At 73.1% G+C, this 14,056-nt stretch carries 11 protein-coding genes and 1 riboswitch; of the genes, 3 read left to right on the plus strand and 8 right to left on the minus strand.

Translation table 11 applies throughout. The annotated features are described in order from the left end of the window. The first annotated feature begins 639 nt into the window (after nucleotides 1-639). The gene (locus ACSUPR_RS07900; protein ID WP_436890476.1) at nucleotides 640-1,725 is read left to right on the plus strand and encodes a M15 family metallopeptidase; all 1,086 of its coding nucleotides are present in this window, start codon (nucleotides 640-642) and stop codon (nucleotides 1,723-1,725) included. A 32-nt stretch (nucleotides 1,726-1,757) separates the two neighbouring features. Here ACSUPR_RS07900 and ACSUPR_RS07905 read toward each other — a convergent pair whose 3' ends face one another. The 7 genes from ACSUPR_RS07905 to ACSUPR_RS07935 form a co-directional block, all read right to left on the minus strand. Then, nucleotides 1,758-2,420, minus strand: a complete 663-nt coding sequence (locus tag ACSUPR_RS07905) for a hypothetical protein (protein WP_436891919.1) — start codon at nucleotides 2,418-2,420, stop codon at nucleotides 1,758-1,760. Nucleotides 2,421-2,470: 50 nt separating this feature from the next. Continuing rightward, on the minus strand, nucleotides 2,471-2,695 hold the full coding sequence (locus ACSUPR_RS07910) for a hypothetical protein (RefSeq protein ID WP_436890477.1): 225 nt from the start codon (nucleotides 2,693-2,695) through the stop codon (nucleotides 2,471-2,473). A gap of 125 nt (nucleotides 2,696-2,820) precedes the next feature. Next, nucleotides 2,821-3,813: a LacI family DNA-binding transcriptional regulator gene (locus ACSUPR_RS07915; protein WP_436891920.1), complete on the minus strand. Its 993-nt coding sequence runs from the start codon at nucleotides 3,811-3,813 to the stop codon at nucleotides 2,821-2,823. A gap of 148 nt (nucleotides 3,814-3,961) precedes the next feature. Then, nucleotides 3,962-5,359 carry a GH1 family beta-glucosidase gene (locus ACSUPR_RS07920; RefSeq protein WP_436890478.1) on the minus strand — a complete coding sequence of 466 codons (1,398 nt, stop codon included), beginning with the start codon at nucleotides 5,357-5,359 and terminating at the stop codon, nucleotides 3,962-3,964. 164 nt (nucleotides 5,360-5,523) lie between these two features. Next, nucleotides 5,524-6,426, minus strand: coding sequence for a MetQ/NlpA family ABC transporter substrate-binding protein (locus ACSUPR_RS07925; RefSeq protein ID WP_436890479.1), 903 nt, complete (start codon nucleotides 6,424-6,426; stop codon nucleotides 5,524-5,526). A gap of 64 nt (nucleotides 6,427-6,490) precedes the next feature. Next, entirely contained in the window at nucleotides 6,491-7,231 is a 741-nt protein-coding gene (locus ACSUPR_RS07930; protein ID WP_436890480.1) for a methionine ABC transporter permease, read from the minus strand. Next, entirely contained in the window at nucleotides 7,228-8,184 is a 957-nt protein-coding gene (locus ACSUPR_RS07935) for a methionine ABC transporter ATP-binding protein (RefSeq protein ID WP_436891921.1), read from the minus strand. Before ACSUPR_RS07935 ends, ACSUPR_RS07930 begins: the two co-directional genes overlap by 4 nt. A 648-nt stretch (nucleotides 8,185-8,832) precedes the next feature. On the opposite strand from ACSUPR_RS07935, the gene ACSUPR_RS07940 reads away from it, so the two are divergent. Next, complete coding sequence (locus ACSUPR_RS07940) at nucleotides 8,833-9,876, plus strand: coiled-coil domain-containing protein (RefSeq protein ID WP_436890481.1); 1,044 nt, start codon at nucleotides 8,833-8,835, stop codon at nucleotides 9,874-9,876. Between the two features lie 399 nt (nucleotides 9,877-10,275). After that, entirely contained in the window at nucleotides 10,276-11,256 is a 981-nt protein-coding gene (locus ACSUPR_RS07945; RefSeq protein WP_436890482.1) for a DUF3558 domain-containing protein, read from the plus strand. Nucleotides 11,257-11,334: 78 nt separating this feature from the next. On the opposite strand, the gene metE is transcribed toward ACSUPR_RS07945, so the two are convergent. Beyond that, on the minus strand, nucleotides 11,335-13,605 hold the full coding sequence (gene metE, locus ACSUPR_RS07950) for a 5-methyltetrahydropteroyltriglutamate--homocysteine S-methyltransferase (protein WP_436890484.1): 2,271 nt from the start codon (nucleotides 13,603-13,605) through the stop codon (nucleotides 11,335-11,337). A gap of 159 nt (nucleotides 13,606-13,764) precedes the next feature. Further along, a riboswitch (cobalamin riboswitch) is annotated at nucleotides 13,765-13,924 on the minus strand. Nucleotides 13,925-14,056 lie beyond the last annotated feature (132 nt).

The following is a 14,056-nucleotide window of genomic DNA, read 5'->3' on the forward strand; positions in this document are numbered from 1 at the left end:
CGTCGCTCGTGTCGACACGGACCCTCGCAACCTTTCGTGTCACCGTCGTGAACGGCTGTCGGTACCCAGGGCCGACCGCTCCGGCCCGAAGAGGTCTCGGGCACATCGGCATGGACCACTGGTGGCCACCGAACCGGTAAGCGGTGGGGAATGTGGGGAGATGTGAAGACTGTCCGCCGGACTCGCCTGGGAGGAGAGGAGCCGCCCACCCGACCAAAGAGTTCCAGCGGGTGCGCGTGCGGTGGATAGCGTATCAATGGGGGCGAAGGGATCGCTGCGGTCGTTCGGGCCCTGCAGCGGAAGATCATCTTCGTCCACCGCACCCCATAATGCCGTCATTGTCGGCATTATTACCAATCTCGCTGGTCAGACATGGGGACCGAAACCCGGCCAGGACCCCGGGTAACTTTTTGGACACACCATCCGCTTCCTCATCAAGCCCACCTCGACATGACATCGTGACAATACGTACACGCAGGTCCGGGGGAGGAGGCGGGCATGTGCGCCGCATTGCACCCGACATCCGACACGGTGAGTAATGGCCGAAAAGCGGAACGTTGGAGCATTCCAGAGCGCCGCGGGTCCCTCCGGGCCGCATTTTCGGTCAGATCCGCTCTGCCCTGCGGGCTCGCCGCCCTGATGGCGTTCTCCTGCCCCTCCCCCGCCGCCGCGGAACCCGGCGACCCCCGGGTCGAGCTGGCCGCGCTGCGCGCCGGGCTGGAGGAGCTGCGCGCCGGGGCCGGGGAGAAGATCGAGGAGTACGTCGCCGAGCGCGAACTCCTGGAGGAGCTGGCCGGGGAGCGGGAGGCCGCGGAGGAGCGCGCCGAGGAGGCCCGCGGGCGCGGTGGGGCCTCCCGGCTGGCCGTCGCCCGCCAGGCGGCCGCCGTCTACAAGGGCGCCGACCTGTCCCCGGTCCGCACCCTGTTCGGTTCCGGGGGCCCGGCGGGGATGCTCGGCCTGGCCGCCGACCTGGGCCTGCTGGGCGACCACCGCTCCGCGGAGCTGGGCCGGGCCCGGGCGGCCGGGGTCGCCGCCGAAACGCTCTCGGAGTCGGCGCGCGAGGCCGAACGCGCGCAGCGGGCGGCGACCGAGCGGGCCCGCGAGGCGCGGGAGGAGGCCGAGGAGGCGATCCGGGTCCAGGAGGAGGCCCTGGCCGAACTGATCGTCGAGCAGACCCGGCTGGAGGCGCGCGGGCCCGGCGGGACCGGCGGGACCGGCGCCGCCGGGGACGGCGACGCACCGCGCGGGACCCGGGACGCCCCGGCCGCCGGCCCCGGGCGGGGGGCCGGGCCGGAGTCCGGGGCGGACGCGCGGGACTGCACCGGAGGCGATGCCTCGGCGCATCCCAACGGACACATCCCCGACTCCCTGCTGTGCCCCCTCCCCCAGCCCGGGGAGCGGTTGCGCGCCGACGCCGCCGCGGCCTTCGTCGAGCTGGACGCCGCCTACCGGGAGAGGTTCGGCCGCGCGATGTGCGTGGCCGACTCCTACCGCCCGTACCACGAGCAGGTGGCGCTGTTCGAGCAGATGCTGCCCGGCATGGCGGCCGCGCCCGGGACCAGCGCGCACGGCAGGGGGCTGGCCGTCGACCTGTGCGGGGGCGTGAACGTCCCGGGCAGCGCCGAGCACGGGTGGATGCTCGACCGCGCCCCCGAGTACGGCTGGGACAACCCGCCCTGGGCGCGCGGCGGCTTCGAGCCCTGGCACTGGGAGTACACCCCCTGAGCCGCACGGGCCGAAGCGGGCACGGGCGCCGCTCAGACCCGGGATCCGACCCTGACCTCGTAGGAGCCCAGGTCGCCCAGGGCCACGAAGACCTCGTCGCCCTCGGCCAGCGGACCGGAGGCCACCGGCAGCAGGGCGTTCACCCGGCCCGTCTCCCGGGACAGCCAGGGGTCGCCCGGGTCCAGCGGGGCGCGCCCGCGCACGATGCCGTCGACCTCCACGCTCGCGGACCAGTCGGCGATCGGCTCGTCGGAGGTGACCAGGACCGGCCCCAGGCCGAGCAGGACGGGGTCGCCCGCGGCGTCCAGCCACAGGCAGGCGGGGGTACGGGCGTCGACCCGCCCCGGGGCGCCCGCGACGGCCGCCAGGCCCACACGGGCGCTGTGGGCGTTCGGGGGGACGGGGTCGTCGACGGCCCCGACCAGGCGTGTGGGGACCTCCCAGACGTCGTGCCCGGAGCGGGCCGCCACTGGCCGGCTCGGGGCGAGCGGGGCGCACATCCGCGCCTCCCACTCGACGATGATCTCGATCGGGGCCCGGCGCGCACTGTCCAGCACCCCGGCCAGGGCGGGCACCCCGTCGGCCAGCAGCTCGTCCAGGCTGCGCGGGTCGGGGACGCCCAGCACGTCGCCGTCGTCCAGCGCACCCACGCGCTCGCCGCCGCCGCTCGGCGACAGGTAGGTCACCCAGCGCACCGCATCCTCCTCGGTCACCCCGCCTCTTCCCGGCCGCGGCGGCGGGACCCTCAGATCGCCACGGTCGGGCTGTGCTCCTTGCCGGTGCCCGCGCATCCTCGGCACGGCTCGTCGACCCGGAGCCACACGATGATCCCACTGGTGTCCCGGTGGGGCCGCTCCGGCCGCCACCATCCGGTACCCGAGCAGAACCGGCAGTCCAGGCCGTCCCGGTCGCACCACCCGCACGCAGAGATCGCACACCGGGTGTGCGTCGGTTCCCGCATCTGCTTCATGCGCCCCCACCGTCTCCCGCGAAGTCGCAACCAGCCTTGCACATGCATCTGCACACGTCCACCCGCCGGGGGCATCCGTTGCCCGGGCGGCCGGGGCCGACCACCCCGGAGGGCGGACCGGCCGGTCAGGCCGACTCCCGGACCTCCAGGTGGGTGTCCAGGATGACGGTCTCGGACTCGGCCGCCCGCGGGATGGCGACGTCCACCAGCAGGCGCGCCATCTCCCGGCCCATCTCGACCGTGGGCTGGTGCACGGTGGTGAGGGCGGGGTCGCTGTGCCGGGCCATCAGAGTGTCGTCGTACCCGACGAGGGCGACGTCCTCGGGCACCCGCAGGCCGTGCGAGCGCAGGACCCGCAGGCCGCCGATGGCCATCATGTCGGAGGCGACGAAGACCGCGTCGGGCTCGCCCCCGCCGGCCAGCAGCCGCTCCATGGCCTCGGCCCCGCCCTCGACGCTGAAGTCGCCCTGGACGACGAGCCGGTCGTCGACCTCGCGCCCGGCCTCGGCCATGACCTGCTGGAAGCCGCGCAGCCGCTCCACACCGGCGTTCATGTCCAGCGGGCCGGTGACGGTGGCGATCCTGCGGTACCCCTTCTCCAGGAGGTAGCGGACGGCCTCCTTGGCGCCGCCGACGTTGTCGATGTCGACGCAGAAGGGCGCGGGCTGCTCCGGGGAGTGGGGGCGGCCGCCGTGCACGACCGGCAGGCCCGCCGACGCCAGCCGCCCGGACAGGGGGTTGTCGCGGTGCAGGGAGACCAGGAGGGCGCCGTCGACGTGGAAGCCGCTGAGGTAGTCGCCGACCCGCTGGTGCTCGGCCTCGGTGCGGGCGGTGGTGAGGACCAGCTGGAGGTCGCGCTCGTGCAGGACGGAGCTGACGCCGCGGATGATGTCGGCGAAGAACGGGTCCGAGAACAGGCGGTCGCGCGGTTCGGAGACCACCAGCGCGACCGTGTCGGTGCGCCGGGTGACCAGGGTGCGCGCGGCCTGGTTGGGGCTGTAGCCCAGTTCCGCGATCGCGTTGTGGACCGCCTCCCGCGTGCGCGGGCTCACCTGCGCCGACCCGTTGATCACCCGGGAGACGGTGCCGCGGCCGACCCCGGCCCGCTCCGCCACCATCTCCAGGGTCGGACGCCGCCGACCGCCACCGTCACCGCTCTTGGCCACTTCGCGTGCTCCCTCTGGGAAAATCGTACGCCGCCGCGGCCGGTGGCACCGGCCGCGGCGGCCTCGAACGTCCGCCCCGTCCAGGGGCGGCCTGTCTTTTCTAGCGCTCCGGGAACCGACCCGTGGCCGCCAGGCGGGAGTACCACTCGCCGCTGTCCTTGACCGTGCGCACCTGCGTGTCGTAGTCGACGTGCACGATCCCGAACCGGCGGGAGTATCCCCACGCCCACTCGAAATTATCCAGAAGCGACCAGGCGAAGTAGCCGCGCAGGGGCACCCCCGCGTGGATGGCCTCCTTGGCGGCCCTGAGGTGGCCCTCGTAGTAGTCGAGCCGGTCGGTGTCGTGGACCCTGCCGTCCTCGGTGACGGTGTCCTCGAAGGCGCAGCCGTTCTCGGTGACGTACAGGTCGATGCCGCCCGCCTCCCCGCTCAGGCGGAGCAGGACGTCGTACAGGCCGGTGGGGTCGATCTCCCAGCCCATGTGGGTGACGGGAAGGCCCTGGGAGACGTGCACCTCCTCGGGCTCGGCGCCGAGCCAGGCCCCGCCCTCGCCGCTGACCAGCGCCGGGTCCAGGCCCTTGGCGGAGGCGGCGACGAACTCGGGCGAGTAGTAGTTGATCCCGAGGAAGTCCAGCGGGGCCGACGTGATCTCCAGGTCGCCGTCGGCGATGAAGGAGAAGTCGCTGACGGAGGCCAGGTCCTCCAGCACGTCGGCGGGGTAGCGGCCCTTGAGCAGGGGGTCGGTGAAGATGCGGTTGCGCACTCCGTCGGCCCGGCGTGCGGAGCGGGCGTCGGCGGCGCTGGGCCCGTGGGGCCGGATGACCGCCTGGTTGTGGGCCAGGCCCACCCGGGAGGGGTGGCCGGTGGAGCGGATGGCCTCGGCGGCCAGGCCGTGCCCGAGCAGCAGGTGGTGGGAGGCGGCCAGGGCCGCCGCGGGGTCGCGGTGGCCGGGCGCGTGGTGGCCGTTCTCGTAACCGAGGAAGGCCGAGCACCAGGGCTCGTTGATGGTCATCCAGTTGGTGACCCGGTCGCCGAGGGACTCGGCCACGATCCGGGCGTAGTCCTGGAACCGGTACGCGGTGTCACGTGCGGGCCAGCCGCCGGCGTCCTCCAGGGTCTGGGGCAGGTCCCAGTGGTAGAGGGTGGCCCAGGGCTGGATCCCGGCCTCCAGCAGGGTGTCGACCAGCCGGTTGTAGAAGTCGAGCCCGGCCTGGTTGACCTCGCCGCTCCCCTGGGGGAGGATGCGCGGCCAGGCGATGGAGAACCGGTAGGCGCCCAGGTTGAGCCGGCTCATGAGCGCGACGTCCTCGGCGTAGCGGTGGTAGTGGTCGTCGGCGGGATCGCCGGTGTCGCCGCCCAGGACCTTGCCGGGGGTCTCGGCGAAGGTGTCCCAGATGCTGCGGCCTCGGCCGTCGGCGGTGGTGGCGCCTTCGATCTGGAACGAGGCGGTGGCCGCCCCCCAGAGGAAGCCCTCAGGGAAATCGCTGTGATTGCTCACTTGTTCGGTACGCACCTTCCATGACGAGGGGACATCGCGTATGGGAGCGCTCCCATAAAACAAGCAGACCGGACACCTTGTGTCAATCGACGAAAGCGGCCCCGAAACACAACCGTTACGCGTGCGGGGCGCGGGTCGGACCCGCGCCCCGCACGTGGAGGCCCCTACTCCGGTGTCGCGGGGGCGGAGGGCTCGTCCGCGCCGCCGCCGACCGGGATGACGATCCCCTGCCAGCGCTCCTCCATGAACTCGTGGACCCGCGGGCTGTGCAGCAGCTCGTCCAGCCGCACGATGTCCTCGGCGCCGGCGTCCTCGGAGCGCACCACCAGCCCGTTGGCGTACGGGTTGTTCTCGGTGCTCTCCCAGGCCAGCGTGTTGGCCGTGGAGGGCAGGTCCGCCTCGAGGGCGTAGTTGCCGTTGACCACGGCCGCGTCCAGGTCCTGGAGCGAGCGCGGCAGCTGGGCCGCCTCCACCGGGGTGACGGTGATGTTCTTCGGGTCGTCCTCGATGTCGTCCACCGTGGGCGGGCCCTCGACGTCGTCGGCCAGGGTGATCACGCCGGCGTCGGCCAGCAGGTGCAGGGCCCGGCCCATGTTCGAGGTGTCGTTGGGCACCCCGATCTCGGCCCCCTCCGGCAGGTCGGCCAGGTCGGTGACCTCCTCGGAGTAGATGCCGAACGCCTCCAGGTGCACGTCGGAGACGTAGCTCAGGTCGGCGCCGGAGTTGCCCGCCAGGTACTCCTCCAGGAACGGCACCGTCTGGTAGTAGTTGGCGTCCAGCTCACCCTCGGCCAGGGCGGCGTTGGGCTGGTTGTAGTCGGTGTACTCGACGATCTCCAGGCGCAGCCCCGCGTCCGCGGCCAGGTTCTCGTCGACGAACTGCAGGATCTCGGCGTGCGGGGTGGGGGTGGCGCCGACGCGCAGGGCGGTCAGCCCGTCGTCGCCGGTCCCCTCCCCCGCCCGCTCGCTGGGACTGCCGCAGGCCGCCAGCACGGCCGCGGCGAGCGCCGCCGCCCCGGCCCCGCGCAGTACGCGCCCCCACGGCGCCCCTGCCCTCTCTCCGGTCATCGCATCTCCAATCCAGACGGGTCGGACAACTTCCGGGGGTGGGGGCGGGGGTGGGGGCTCCGGGTCAGCGCCGGGTGAGCCTGCGCACCAGCAGGTCGCCCAGGCTCTGCGCCGCCTGCACGATGACGACGAGCAGGATGACGGTGGCCCACAGGTAGTGGTCGTTGAAGCGCTGGTACCCCTCGCGGATGGCCAGGTCGCCCAGGCCTCCGCCGCCGATCGCGCCGGCCATCGCCGAGTAGGAGATGAGCGCGACCACGGTCATCACCAGGCCCGCGATGAGGCCGGGAAGCGCCTCGGGCAGCATCACCTTGCCGACGATCGTGAGCTTGGGGGTGCCCATGGCGTGCGCGGCCTCGACGACCTCGCGGTCGACCTCGCGCAGGGAGGTCTCCACCAGCCGCGCGAAGAAGGGGATCGCGCCGATGCTCAGGGGGACGATCGCCGCCGTGGGGCCCAGGGTGGTGCCGACCAGGAAGCGGGTCAGGGAGAGCACCGCCACCATCAGGACGATGAAGGGCAGTGAGCGGCCGATGTTGACGACGGCGCTGAGCACGGCGCGCACCGCGGGCGCGGGGGTGAGGCCGCCGCGGTCGGTGGTGATCAGCAGCACGCCCAGGGGCAGGCCCACCAGGATGCTGAAGACGGTCGCCCACAGCACCATGTAGACGGTGTCCAGCGTGGCCAGCCACAGGGCGGGCCACATGTCCGGCCAGTCCCGGAGGAAGGCGAGCACGGCCTCCCACGGCCCGGCGGCGCCGGTGTCCGCGGCCAGGGACAGGATGTCGGCGGTCTGGGCGATCACTTTCCGGCCTCCTCGACCAGTAGGCCGTGCTCGGACAGGTAGGCCAGGGCCTCGGCCCGGCGGGCGCCGCGGACGTCCACGCCCAGGCGGCCCACGGACTGGCCCGCGACCCGCTCGACGCCGCCGCCGAGGATGTTGACGTCCACGTCGAAGCGGCGGGTGAGCTCGGACATGAGGGGCTCGTCGAACGAGCGGGGGTAGGTCACGACGACCGTGTCGGGGCCGGCGAGGTCGGGCAGCGGGAAGAGCGAGCGGGCCAGCAGCGACCCCGGGGTGCCGATGAGGTCGAGGACCCGGCCGGCCTCGAGGAAGCCGCCGTTCTCCATGATCGCGGCGGAGTCGCAGATCTTCTTGATCACGTCCATCTCGTGGGTGATCAGCAGGATCGTCAGCCCCAGCTCGTCGCGCAGGCGCCGCAGCAGGGACAGGATCGAGTCGGTGGTGGCCGGGTCCAGCGCGGAGGTGGCCTCGTCGCTCAGCAGCACCTTGGGGCGGGAGGCCAGGGCACGGGCGATGCCCACGCGCTGCTTCTGGCCACCGGAGAGCTGGGACGGGTAGGCGCGGGCCTTGTCGCCCAGGCCGACCAGCTCCAGGAGTTCGCCCACGCGGGCGCGGCGCTCGGCGCGGCCGACCCCGGCGACCTCCAGGGGGAAGCCGACGTTGCCCGCGACGGTGCGCGAGGAGAGCAGGGCGAAGTGCTGGTGGACCATGCCGATGCCGCGGCGGGCGGTGCGCAGCCGCTGCCCGCCCAGGTCGGTGAGCCGCTCGCCGTCGACGGTGACGGTCCCGGTGTCGGGGCGCTCCAGGAGGTTGACGGACCGGAGCAGGGTGCTCTTGCCCGCGCCGCTCTGGCCCACGACACCGAAGATCTCGCCGGGCTCGACGTGCAGGTCGACGCCGTTCAGCGCGGTCACCCGGTGTTTCTTCAACCTGTAGACCTTGTGCAGGCCCACTGCGTCAATCACGGTCTTCCCATCGACGTTGGTCAGGGCGCCCGGTGGTCGGCGTACGGGCGCGGGGGACTCGACGTGGGAACGACGCCCACGTCAGAGCGTACGGAGCGGCCCCGGACCGGGTGGAGGCGACGCGCCGGGAGGGGCGGTGCGGCGGTCGGGGCGCGGGAATCCTCGGAAATTACCGCGCGACCGGTTCCGGTCGGCCGCGGGCGGCGAGGAGGCGGAGGTCAGGCGGACGCGCGACAACAGCACCCGCGACACCGCGCGGGGGTGTCCGTCCAGGTGGCGGCGGGTTTCTCCGGGAGCCGTCCAGAAGCCTTCACGCTCCCCACTCAACCACGGGACGGCGGGTCGGTTCACCGAAATCACATCCCCGGGCCGGGTTATCTGTGCCACATCACACTATTTGTCGGATCTGAAAAGAGCCGATCTCTCCCGTATGGCCCCGGGAGTGCCTACACTCATGACCGTCCCGTTACCATCGCCCCGCGCCGTGCGCGATGGTCGGGCCTCCCGGTCCCCGGCGGCACTCCGTCGCCCCCTCCCCGTGCGCGGGAGGCGGACCCGACCGGGAACCACCGACAAGAAGCAGTGCCCGTCCCGCCCCGTGTCCGGGCGCGCGCGGGCCCGAGGAGCGACCACACCGTGCACCCCGATGATCCGAGCCGAGTGGACGAGTTCGCCGACTTCTGGGCTCCCGACCCCGCGGCCGCGACCTGGCGCGAGACGCTGTCGGACCTCGTGTCCGCCCTCCCCCGGCGCCGCCGCGCGGGCCGGGCGCGCGTGATCGCCGTCGCCGTCGCCCTGGGGGCGTCGCTCGTCGCCCTGCCCCAGGCCCCAGCCCTGGCGCTGCCCATGGAGCCGGAGCCCATGGAGACCCTGCGCCAGCGCGCCGAGGACCTCGGCGAGGAGTACAACGGCGAGCTCCGCGACATGGAGGGCGTCATCCAGGAGGCCGAGCGCGCCACCGAGCGGGCCGAGAAGACCGCCGAGGAGGCCCTGGCCGCCAAGGAGCAGGTCCGCACCCTGGCGTACGCCTCCTACACCGGCAACGGCATCGATCCGGCCATGTCCCTGTTCGTCGACGCCGATCCCGACCAGATCATCGACCGGGCCGTGGCGATCGACTACCTGGCGACGAGCAACCAGGACAAGATCGCCGAGCTGGAGCAGGCGCTGGAGCGCGACGAGAAGGCCCAGGAGGCGGCCGAGACGACCCTGGCCGAGGCCGAGGCCGACCTGGAGGTCCTGGAGGACCGGCGCGCCGAGGTCCAGGAGCTGATCGCGGACCACCCGAACCAGCCGATGGGCGGCCCGTACAACATCACCCCGCGCACCGAGCAGATGCGCGAACTGGTCATCGAGGAGTTCGGCGAGGGCCGCGAGGTCGGCGGTGTGGGCTGCTACCGGGCGGTCGGCGGCTGGGTCGTCGGCGAGCACCCCAAGGGCCGGGCCTGCGACTTCATGGTGAACGGCAACGGGCAGATGCCCTCGCAGGACCAGATCGACCGCGGCTGGGCGATCGCCGAGTGGGCCCGCGAGAACGCCGACCGCCTCGGGATCATGTACGTCATCTACCGCCAGCAGATCTGGGACGTCCGGCGCGGCGACACCGGCTGGCGCGCGATGGCCGACCGCGGCAGCATCACCGAGAACCACTTCGACCACGTCCACATCTCGATGTTCTGATCCGCCCCCGGCTCCGGGACGGCCCCGTCCCACACCCTGGACGTCCGGAAACGAACGGTGCACGCGATCGACACGAAACAGTGACGATTCGCTCACGCATCCCCACCCCGGCCTGCCGGGCCCGGGGGTGCGGCGAATAGGATGCTCACGTCCCGGTCGGCGGCAGAACCGCCGGCCGCCCCGGCGCACCAGCCCGGGGCCACCCGGAGACACCAGGGCCCCGCCCCACCCCCACTCTCCCGTCCTCGCCCGCGGTTCGGTGGCCACGGGAGGCGCGCCCTGCCCGTGTGAACGCCCTCGGCGTCCTTTTCGGCCCGACTTCGGAAAGTCACACGAACCCACAGGCGCCGACACGCGTCCCAGACAACACGTCAACACATCATCCGGGCGAGGGGAGCCATGAGCGAAAACGGACCTTACAACCAGCCACCGCAGAACCCGTACGGCGGTGACGGCTCGGGAGGCCAGCCTCCCTACGGCCCGCCGGGCGGTCCCTACGGCGACCCCCACACGGGCGGCCAGCCGGGCTACGCCCCCCATGGCGCGTACACGGGCGGCCAGCCCGCCTACGGCCCCCCCGGCGGCTACCCGCCGCCGCAGCAGCCCAAGAGCGGCGGCAAGGCCGCCCTGTGGGTGGTCATCGGCGGCGGCGCGGTGATCGTCGTCCTGGTGGTCGCGCTCATCATCATGCTCGCCACCAACCGTGAGGAGCCGGGCGGCGGCACCATCGCCTCCCCCGAGACCAGCGCGGAGACCGGCGACCCCGTCGAAGAACCCGTGGAGGAGCCGGTCGAGGAGCCCGCGGGCGGCGGCGGTGCGGCGGGCGAGCCCCCCTACGCGCTGCCCACCGAGCCCTGCGACGCCCTGACCGAGCGTGTGGCCGAGGCCCTGCTCCTGGACCAGGACGGCTCCAAGAGCAACAGCGACAACCGGTCCTCCTGCTCCGACATCAGCGGCGCTCCGCCCGCGGGCAACCCGGACAGCATGTTCGGCACCTACGACCTGACCTACCAGACCCCCTACGCCGGCTCGGACTCCATCGAGGGCGCCAAGTCCGAGTTCCAGGACTCGCTGATCAGCTTCCGCGGCCAGGGTTCGTACTCCCTGTACGACGCCGACCACCTGGACCAGGACAAGGAGGTCTCCCTGGGCGACGAGGCCGTCTTCATCACCACGAAGTACGACTTCCTCGGCCAGCTCGTCCCCAAGGCCGCCGTGCTGATCCGCTCGGGGAACGTCAACATCGAGGTCACGTACACGATGAGCCCGTCGTTCGACGCCTCGGACGCCGACGTCGAGAAGTTCACGCTCCCCGACGACATCGAGCAGACCATGATCATGGCCGGCGAGGACGCGCTGGCCCTGCTCGGCTCCGCCTGATCCGGACCCACCGGACACCCGGAGGACAGGGGGGCCGCGGCGACACCGCCGCGGCCCCCCTCCCCCGTCCCGGGGCGCCTACAGGTCCGCGCGGACCCGGCGGGCGGCCTCGACCATGTTGCGCAGGGCCTGCTCGACCTCCTCGTAGCCGCGGGTCTTCAGGCCGCAGTCCGGATTGACCCACAGCGCCCCGGCGTCGATGTGCGACACCGCCAGGCGCAGGGACGCCTCGATCTCCTCCACCGACGGCACCCGCGGGGAGTGGATGTCGTACACGCCCGGACCGATGCCCCGCCTGTGACCGCGGCGGCCCAGGTCCTCCACCAGCTCCATGCGCGAGCGGGCCGCCTCGACGCTGGTCACGTCGGCGTCCAGCGCCTCGATGCCGTCGACGATCAGGCCGAACTCGGAGTAGCACATGTGCGTGTGCACGGTCGTCGACGGCGAGACGCCCGAGGTCGCCAGGCGGAACGCGCCCACGGCCCAGTCCAGGTACTCCCCACGCTTCTCCTCGCGCAGCGGCAGCAGCTCGCGCAGCGCCGCCTCGTCGACCTGGATGTGGCGGATCCCGGCCCTCTCCAGGTCGGCGACCTCGTCGCGCAGGGCCAGGGCCACCTGGCGGGCGGTCTCGGCCGGCGGCTGGTCCGTGCGGACGAACGACCAGGCGAGCATGGTCACCGGGCCGGTGAGCATGCCCTTGACCGGCTTCTGCGTGCGCGACTGGGCGTAGGTGATCCACTCCACCGTCATCGGCTCGGGGCGCGAGACGTCGCCGAAGAGGATCGGCGGGCGCACGCACCGGGAGCCGTAGGACTGCACCCAGCCGTTCTCGGTGGCGGCGTAGCCCCGGAGCCGCTCGGCGAAGTACTGGACCATGTCGTTGCGCTCGGGCTCGCCGTGGACGAGGACGTCCAGGCCGATGTCCTCCTGGAGTGCGATGACCCGGTCGATCTCGGCGCGCAGGACCGCCTTGTACTCCTGTTCGCCCAGCTCGCCGCGGCGGTGCGCGGCGCGGGCCCGGCGCAGCTCGGCGGTCTGCGGGAACGACCCGATGGTGGTCGTGGTGAGCGCCAGGTCGGTGGGGGCGCCGCGCTCCTGCGGGCGCTCGTAGGCGTCCGGGCCCAGGGCATCCAGGCGGGCGCGCACGCGCGCGTCCGCGAACGCCGTGCCGACCGGGGCCGGGTCGGCGTCGCCGCCGTCCCCGGTGCCCTGCGACAGCATCCGGGCCAGCAGGGCGACCTCGCGGGTCTTCTGCTCGGCGAAGGCCAGGGCCGCCCGCAGCCCGGGCGCCAGGGAGGTCTCGGCGTCCAGGTCGACGGGCACGTGCAGCAGAGAGCAGGAGGTGCTCACGGTGATCCCGTCGGCCAGCCCCAGGAGGGTGCCCAGGGTGGCGGCGGCGGACGGGATGTCGGTGCGCCAGACGTTGCGGCCCTCCACCACGCCCGCGACCAGGCGGGTGGCGCCCAGGCCGGAGACCGCCGTCAGGTCGGCGATGCCCTCGTCGTCGGTGACCAGGTCCAGGCCGACGGCCTCGACCGGGGACTCCTTGAGGACGCGCAGGGCGTCGGCCCCGATGGAGCCGAAGTAGGTGGAGACCAGGATCTCCGGGCGGTCGGTGATCCCGCCCAGGCGGGTGTAGGCGCGCTCCAGGTGGGCCAGGGCGGCCCGGCCCTCGTCGGTGGCCAGCACGGGCTCGTCCAGCTGCACCTGCTCGGCGCCGGCGGCGCGCAGGTCGGCGAGCACGGAGGCGTAGGCGTCCAGCAGGTCGTCGAGCAGCGAGAGCGGCGACCAGCCCCGCGGCGCACCGTCGGCGGCCTTGGACAGCAGCAGGAAGGTGAGCGGGCCGACCAGCACCGGGCGGGTGCGGTATCCGGCGGCCAGGGCCTCCCGGAACTCGGCGACGGGCTTGTCGCCGACGGCGCGGGGCCGCGTGTCCGGCGACAGCTCGGGGACCAGGTAGTGGTAGTTGGTGTCGAACCACTTGGTCATCTCCAGGGGCGGCGCCCCCTGGACTCCGCGGGCCAGGGCGAAGTAGCGGCTCAGCCGCCCGTCGGCGTCGGCGGCCGCGGCCGGGTCCTCGAACCGGGGCGGGACGAGGCCGAACAGGACGGCGGTGTCCAGCACCTGGTCGTAGTAGGAGAACGTGTTGGAGGGGATCTCGTCGATCCCCGCGGCGCGCAGCCTGGCGTAGGTGTCCAGGCGCAGGCCGGCGGCGACCCTCTCCAGGTCGGCGGCGGAGGTGGCGCCCCTCCAGTAGGACTCTTCGGCGCGCTTGAGCTCGCGGTCGGGTCCGATGCGCGGGTAGCCGTGCACCGTGGAGCGCACGGTGGGCCGGGGGTCGGTGGTCATGAAGCTTCTCTCCCTCGTCGAAAGCCCGGTACCGGCCGCGGGGATCGACGAGGGGCACGCCGGGGGGACGCCGTGCGACGGGCGCCCTCGGGTGCCGCCCTCGGCCCTCCCTCGGGGCGCGGGACCACCGGCGGCACGGGTGCGCCGCCGGGCGGAGGCAGGTCTTCGGACTCACGGGCGCGACCGGTGGTGACACCGATCTCCTAGTGTCCGCCGCTTCCCGGCTCCCGACCCTTCCGGTCGTTTCACCAGTGCTTCATGGCGGAGGTCGTTCCCGTACACCGCTGCGGGGCAGTCCCGGATTCGCACCGGGTTCCCTCTTGCGACGCGCGCCGCCGACACGGGATCGCCCCGGACGCGGAAATGGCGCGCGTACCTTCCACGGCTGCAAGTATAGGGAGGCCCCCTTCGCCCCTGACCCCTGGCATGCCCCCTTGTGCCCTTCGCCGCC

Origin of the sequence: Nocardiopsis dassonvillei, assembly GCF_964273065.1 — a bacterium.
Lineage (GTDB): Bacteria > Actinomycetota > Actinomycetes > Streptosporangiales > Streptosporangiaceae > Nocardiopsis > Nocardiopsis dassonvillei_B.

Bases quoted from the DNA above. Each gene is read 5' to 3' on its own strand.
- ACSUPR_RS07915 (WP_436891920.1), bottom strand. From the start codon at position 3,813: ATGGTGGCGGAGCGGGCCGGGGTCGGCCGCGGCACCGTCTCCCGGGTG.
- metE (WP_436890484.1), bottom strand. From the start codon at position 13,605: ATGACCACCGACCCCCGGCCCACCGTGCGCTCCACGGTGCACGGCTAC.
- ACSUPR_RS07945 (WP_436890482.1), top strand. From the start codon at position 10,276: ATGAGCGAAAACGGACCTTACAACCAGCCACCGCAGAACCCGTACGGC.
- ACSUPR_RS07910 (WP_436890477.1), bottom strand. From the start codon at position 2,695: ATGAAGCAGATGCGGGAACCGACGCACACCCGGTGTGCGATCTCTGCG.
- ACSUPR_RS07900 (WP_436890476.1), top strand. From the start codon at position 640: ATGGCGTTCTCCTGCCCCTCCCCCGCCGCCGCGGAACCCGGCGACCCC.
- ACSUPR_RS07925 (WP_436890479.1), bottom strand. From the start codon at position 6,426: ATGACCGGAGAGAGGGCAGGGGCGCCGTGGGGGCGCGTACTGCGCGGG.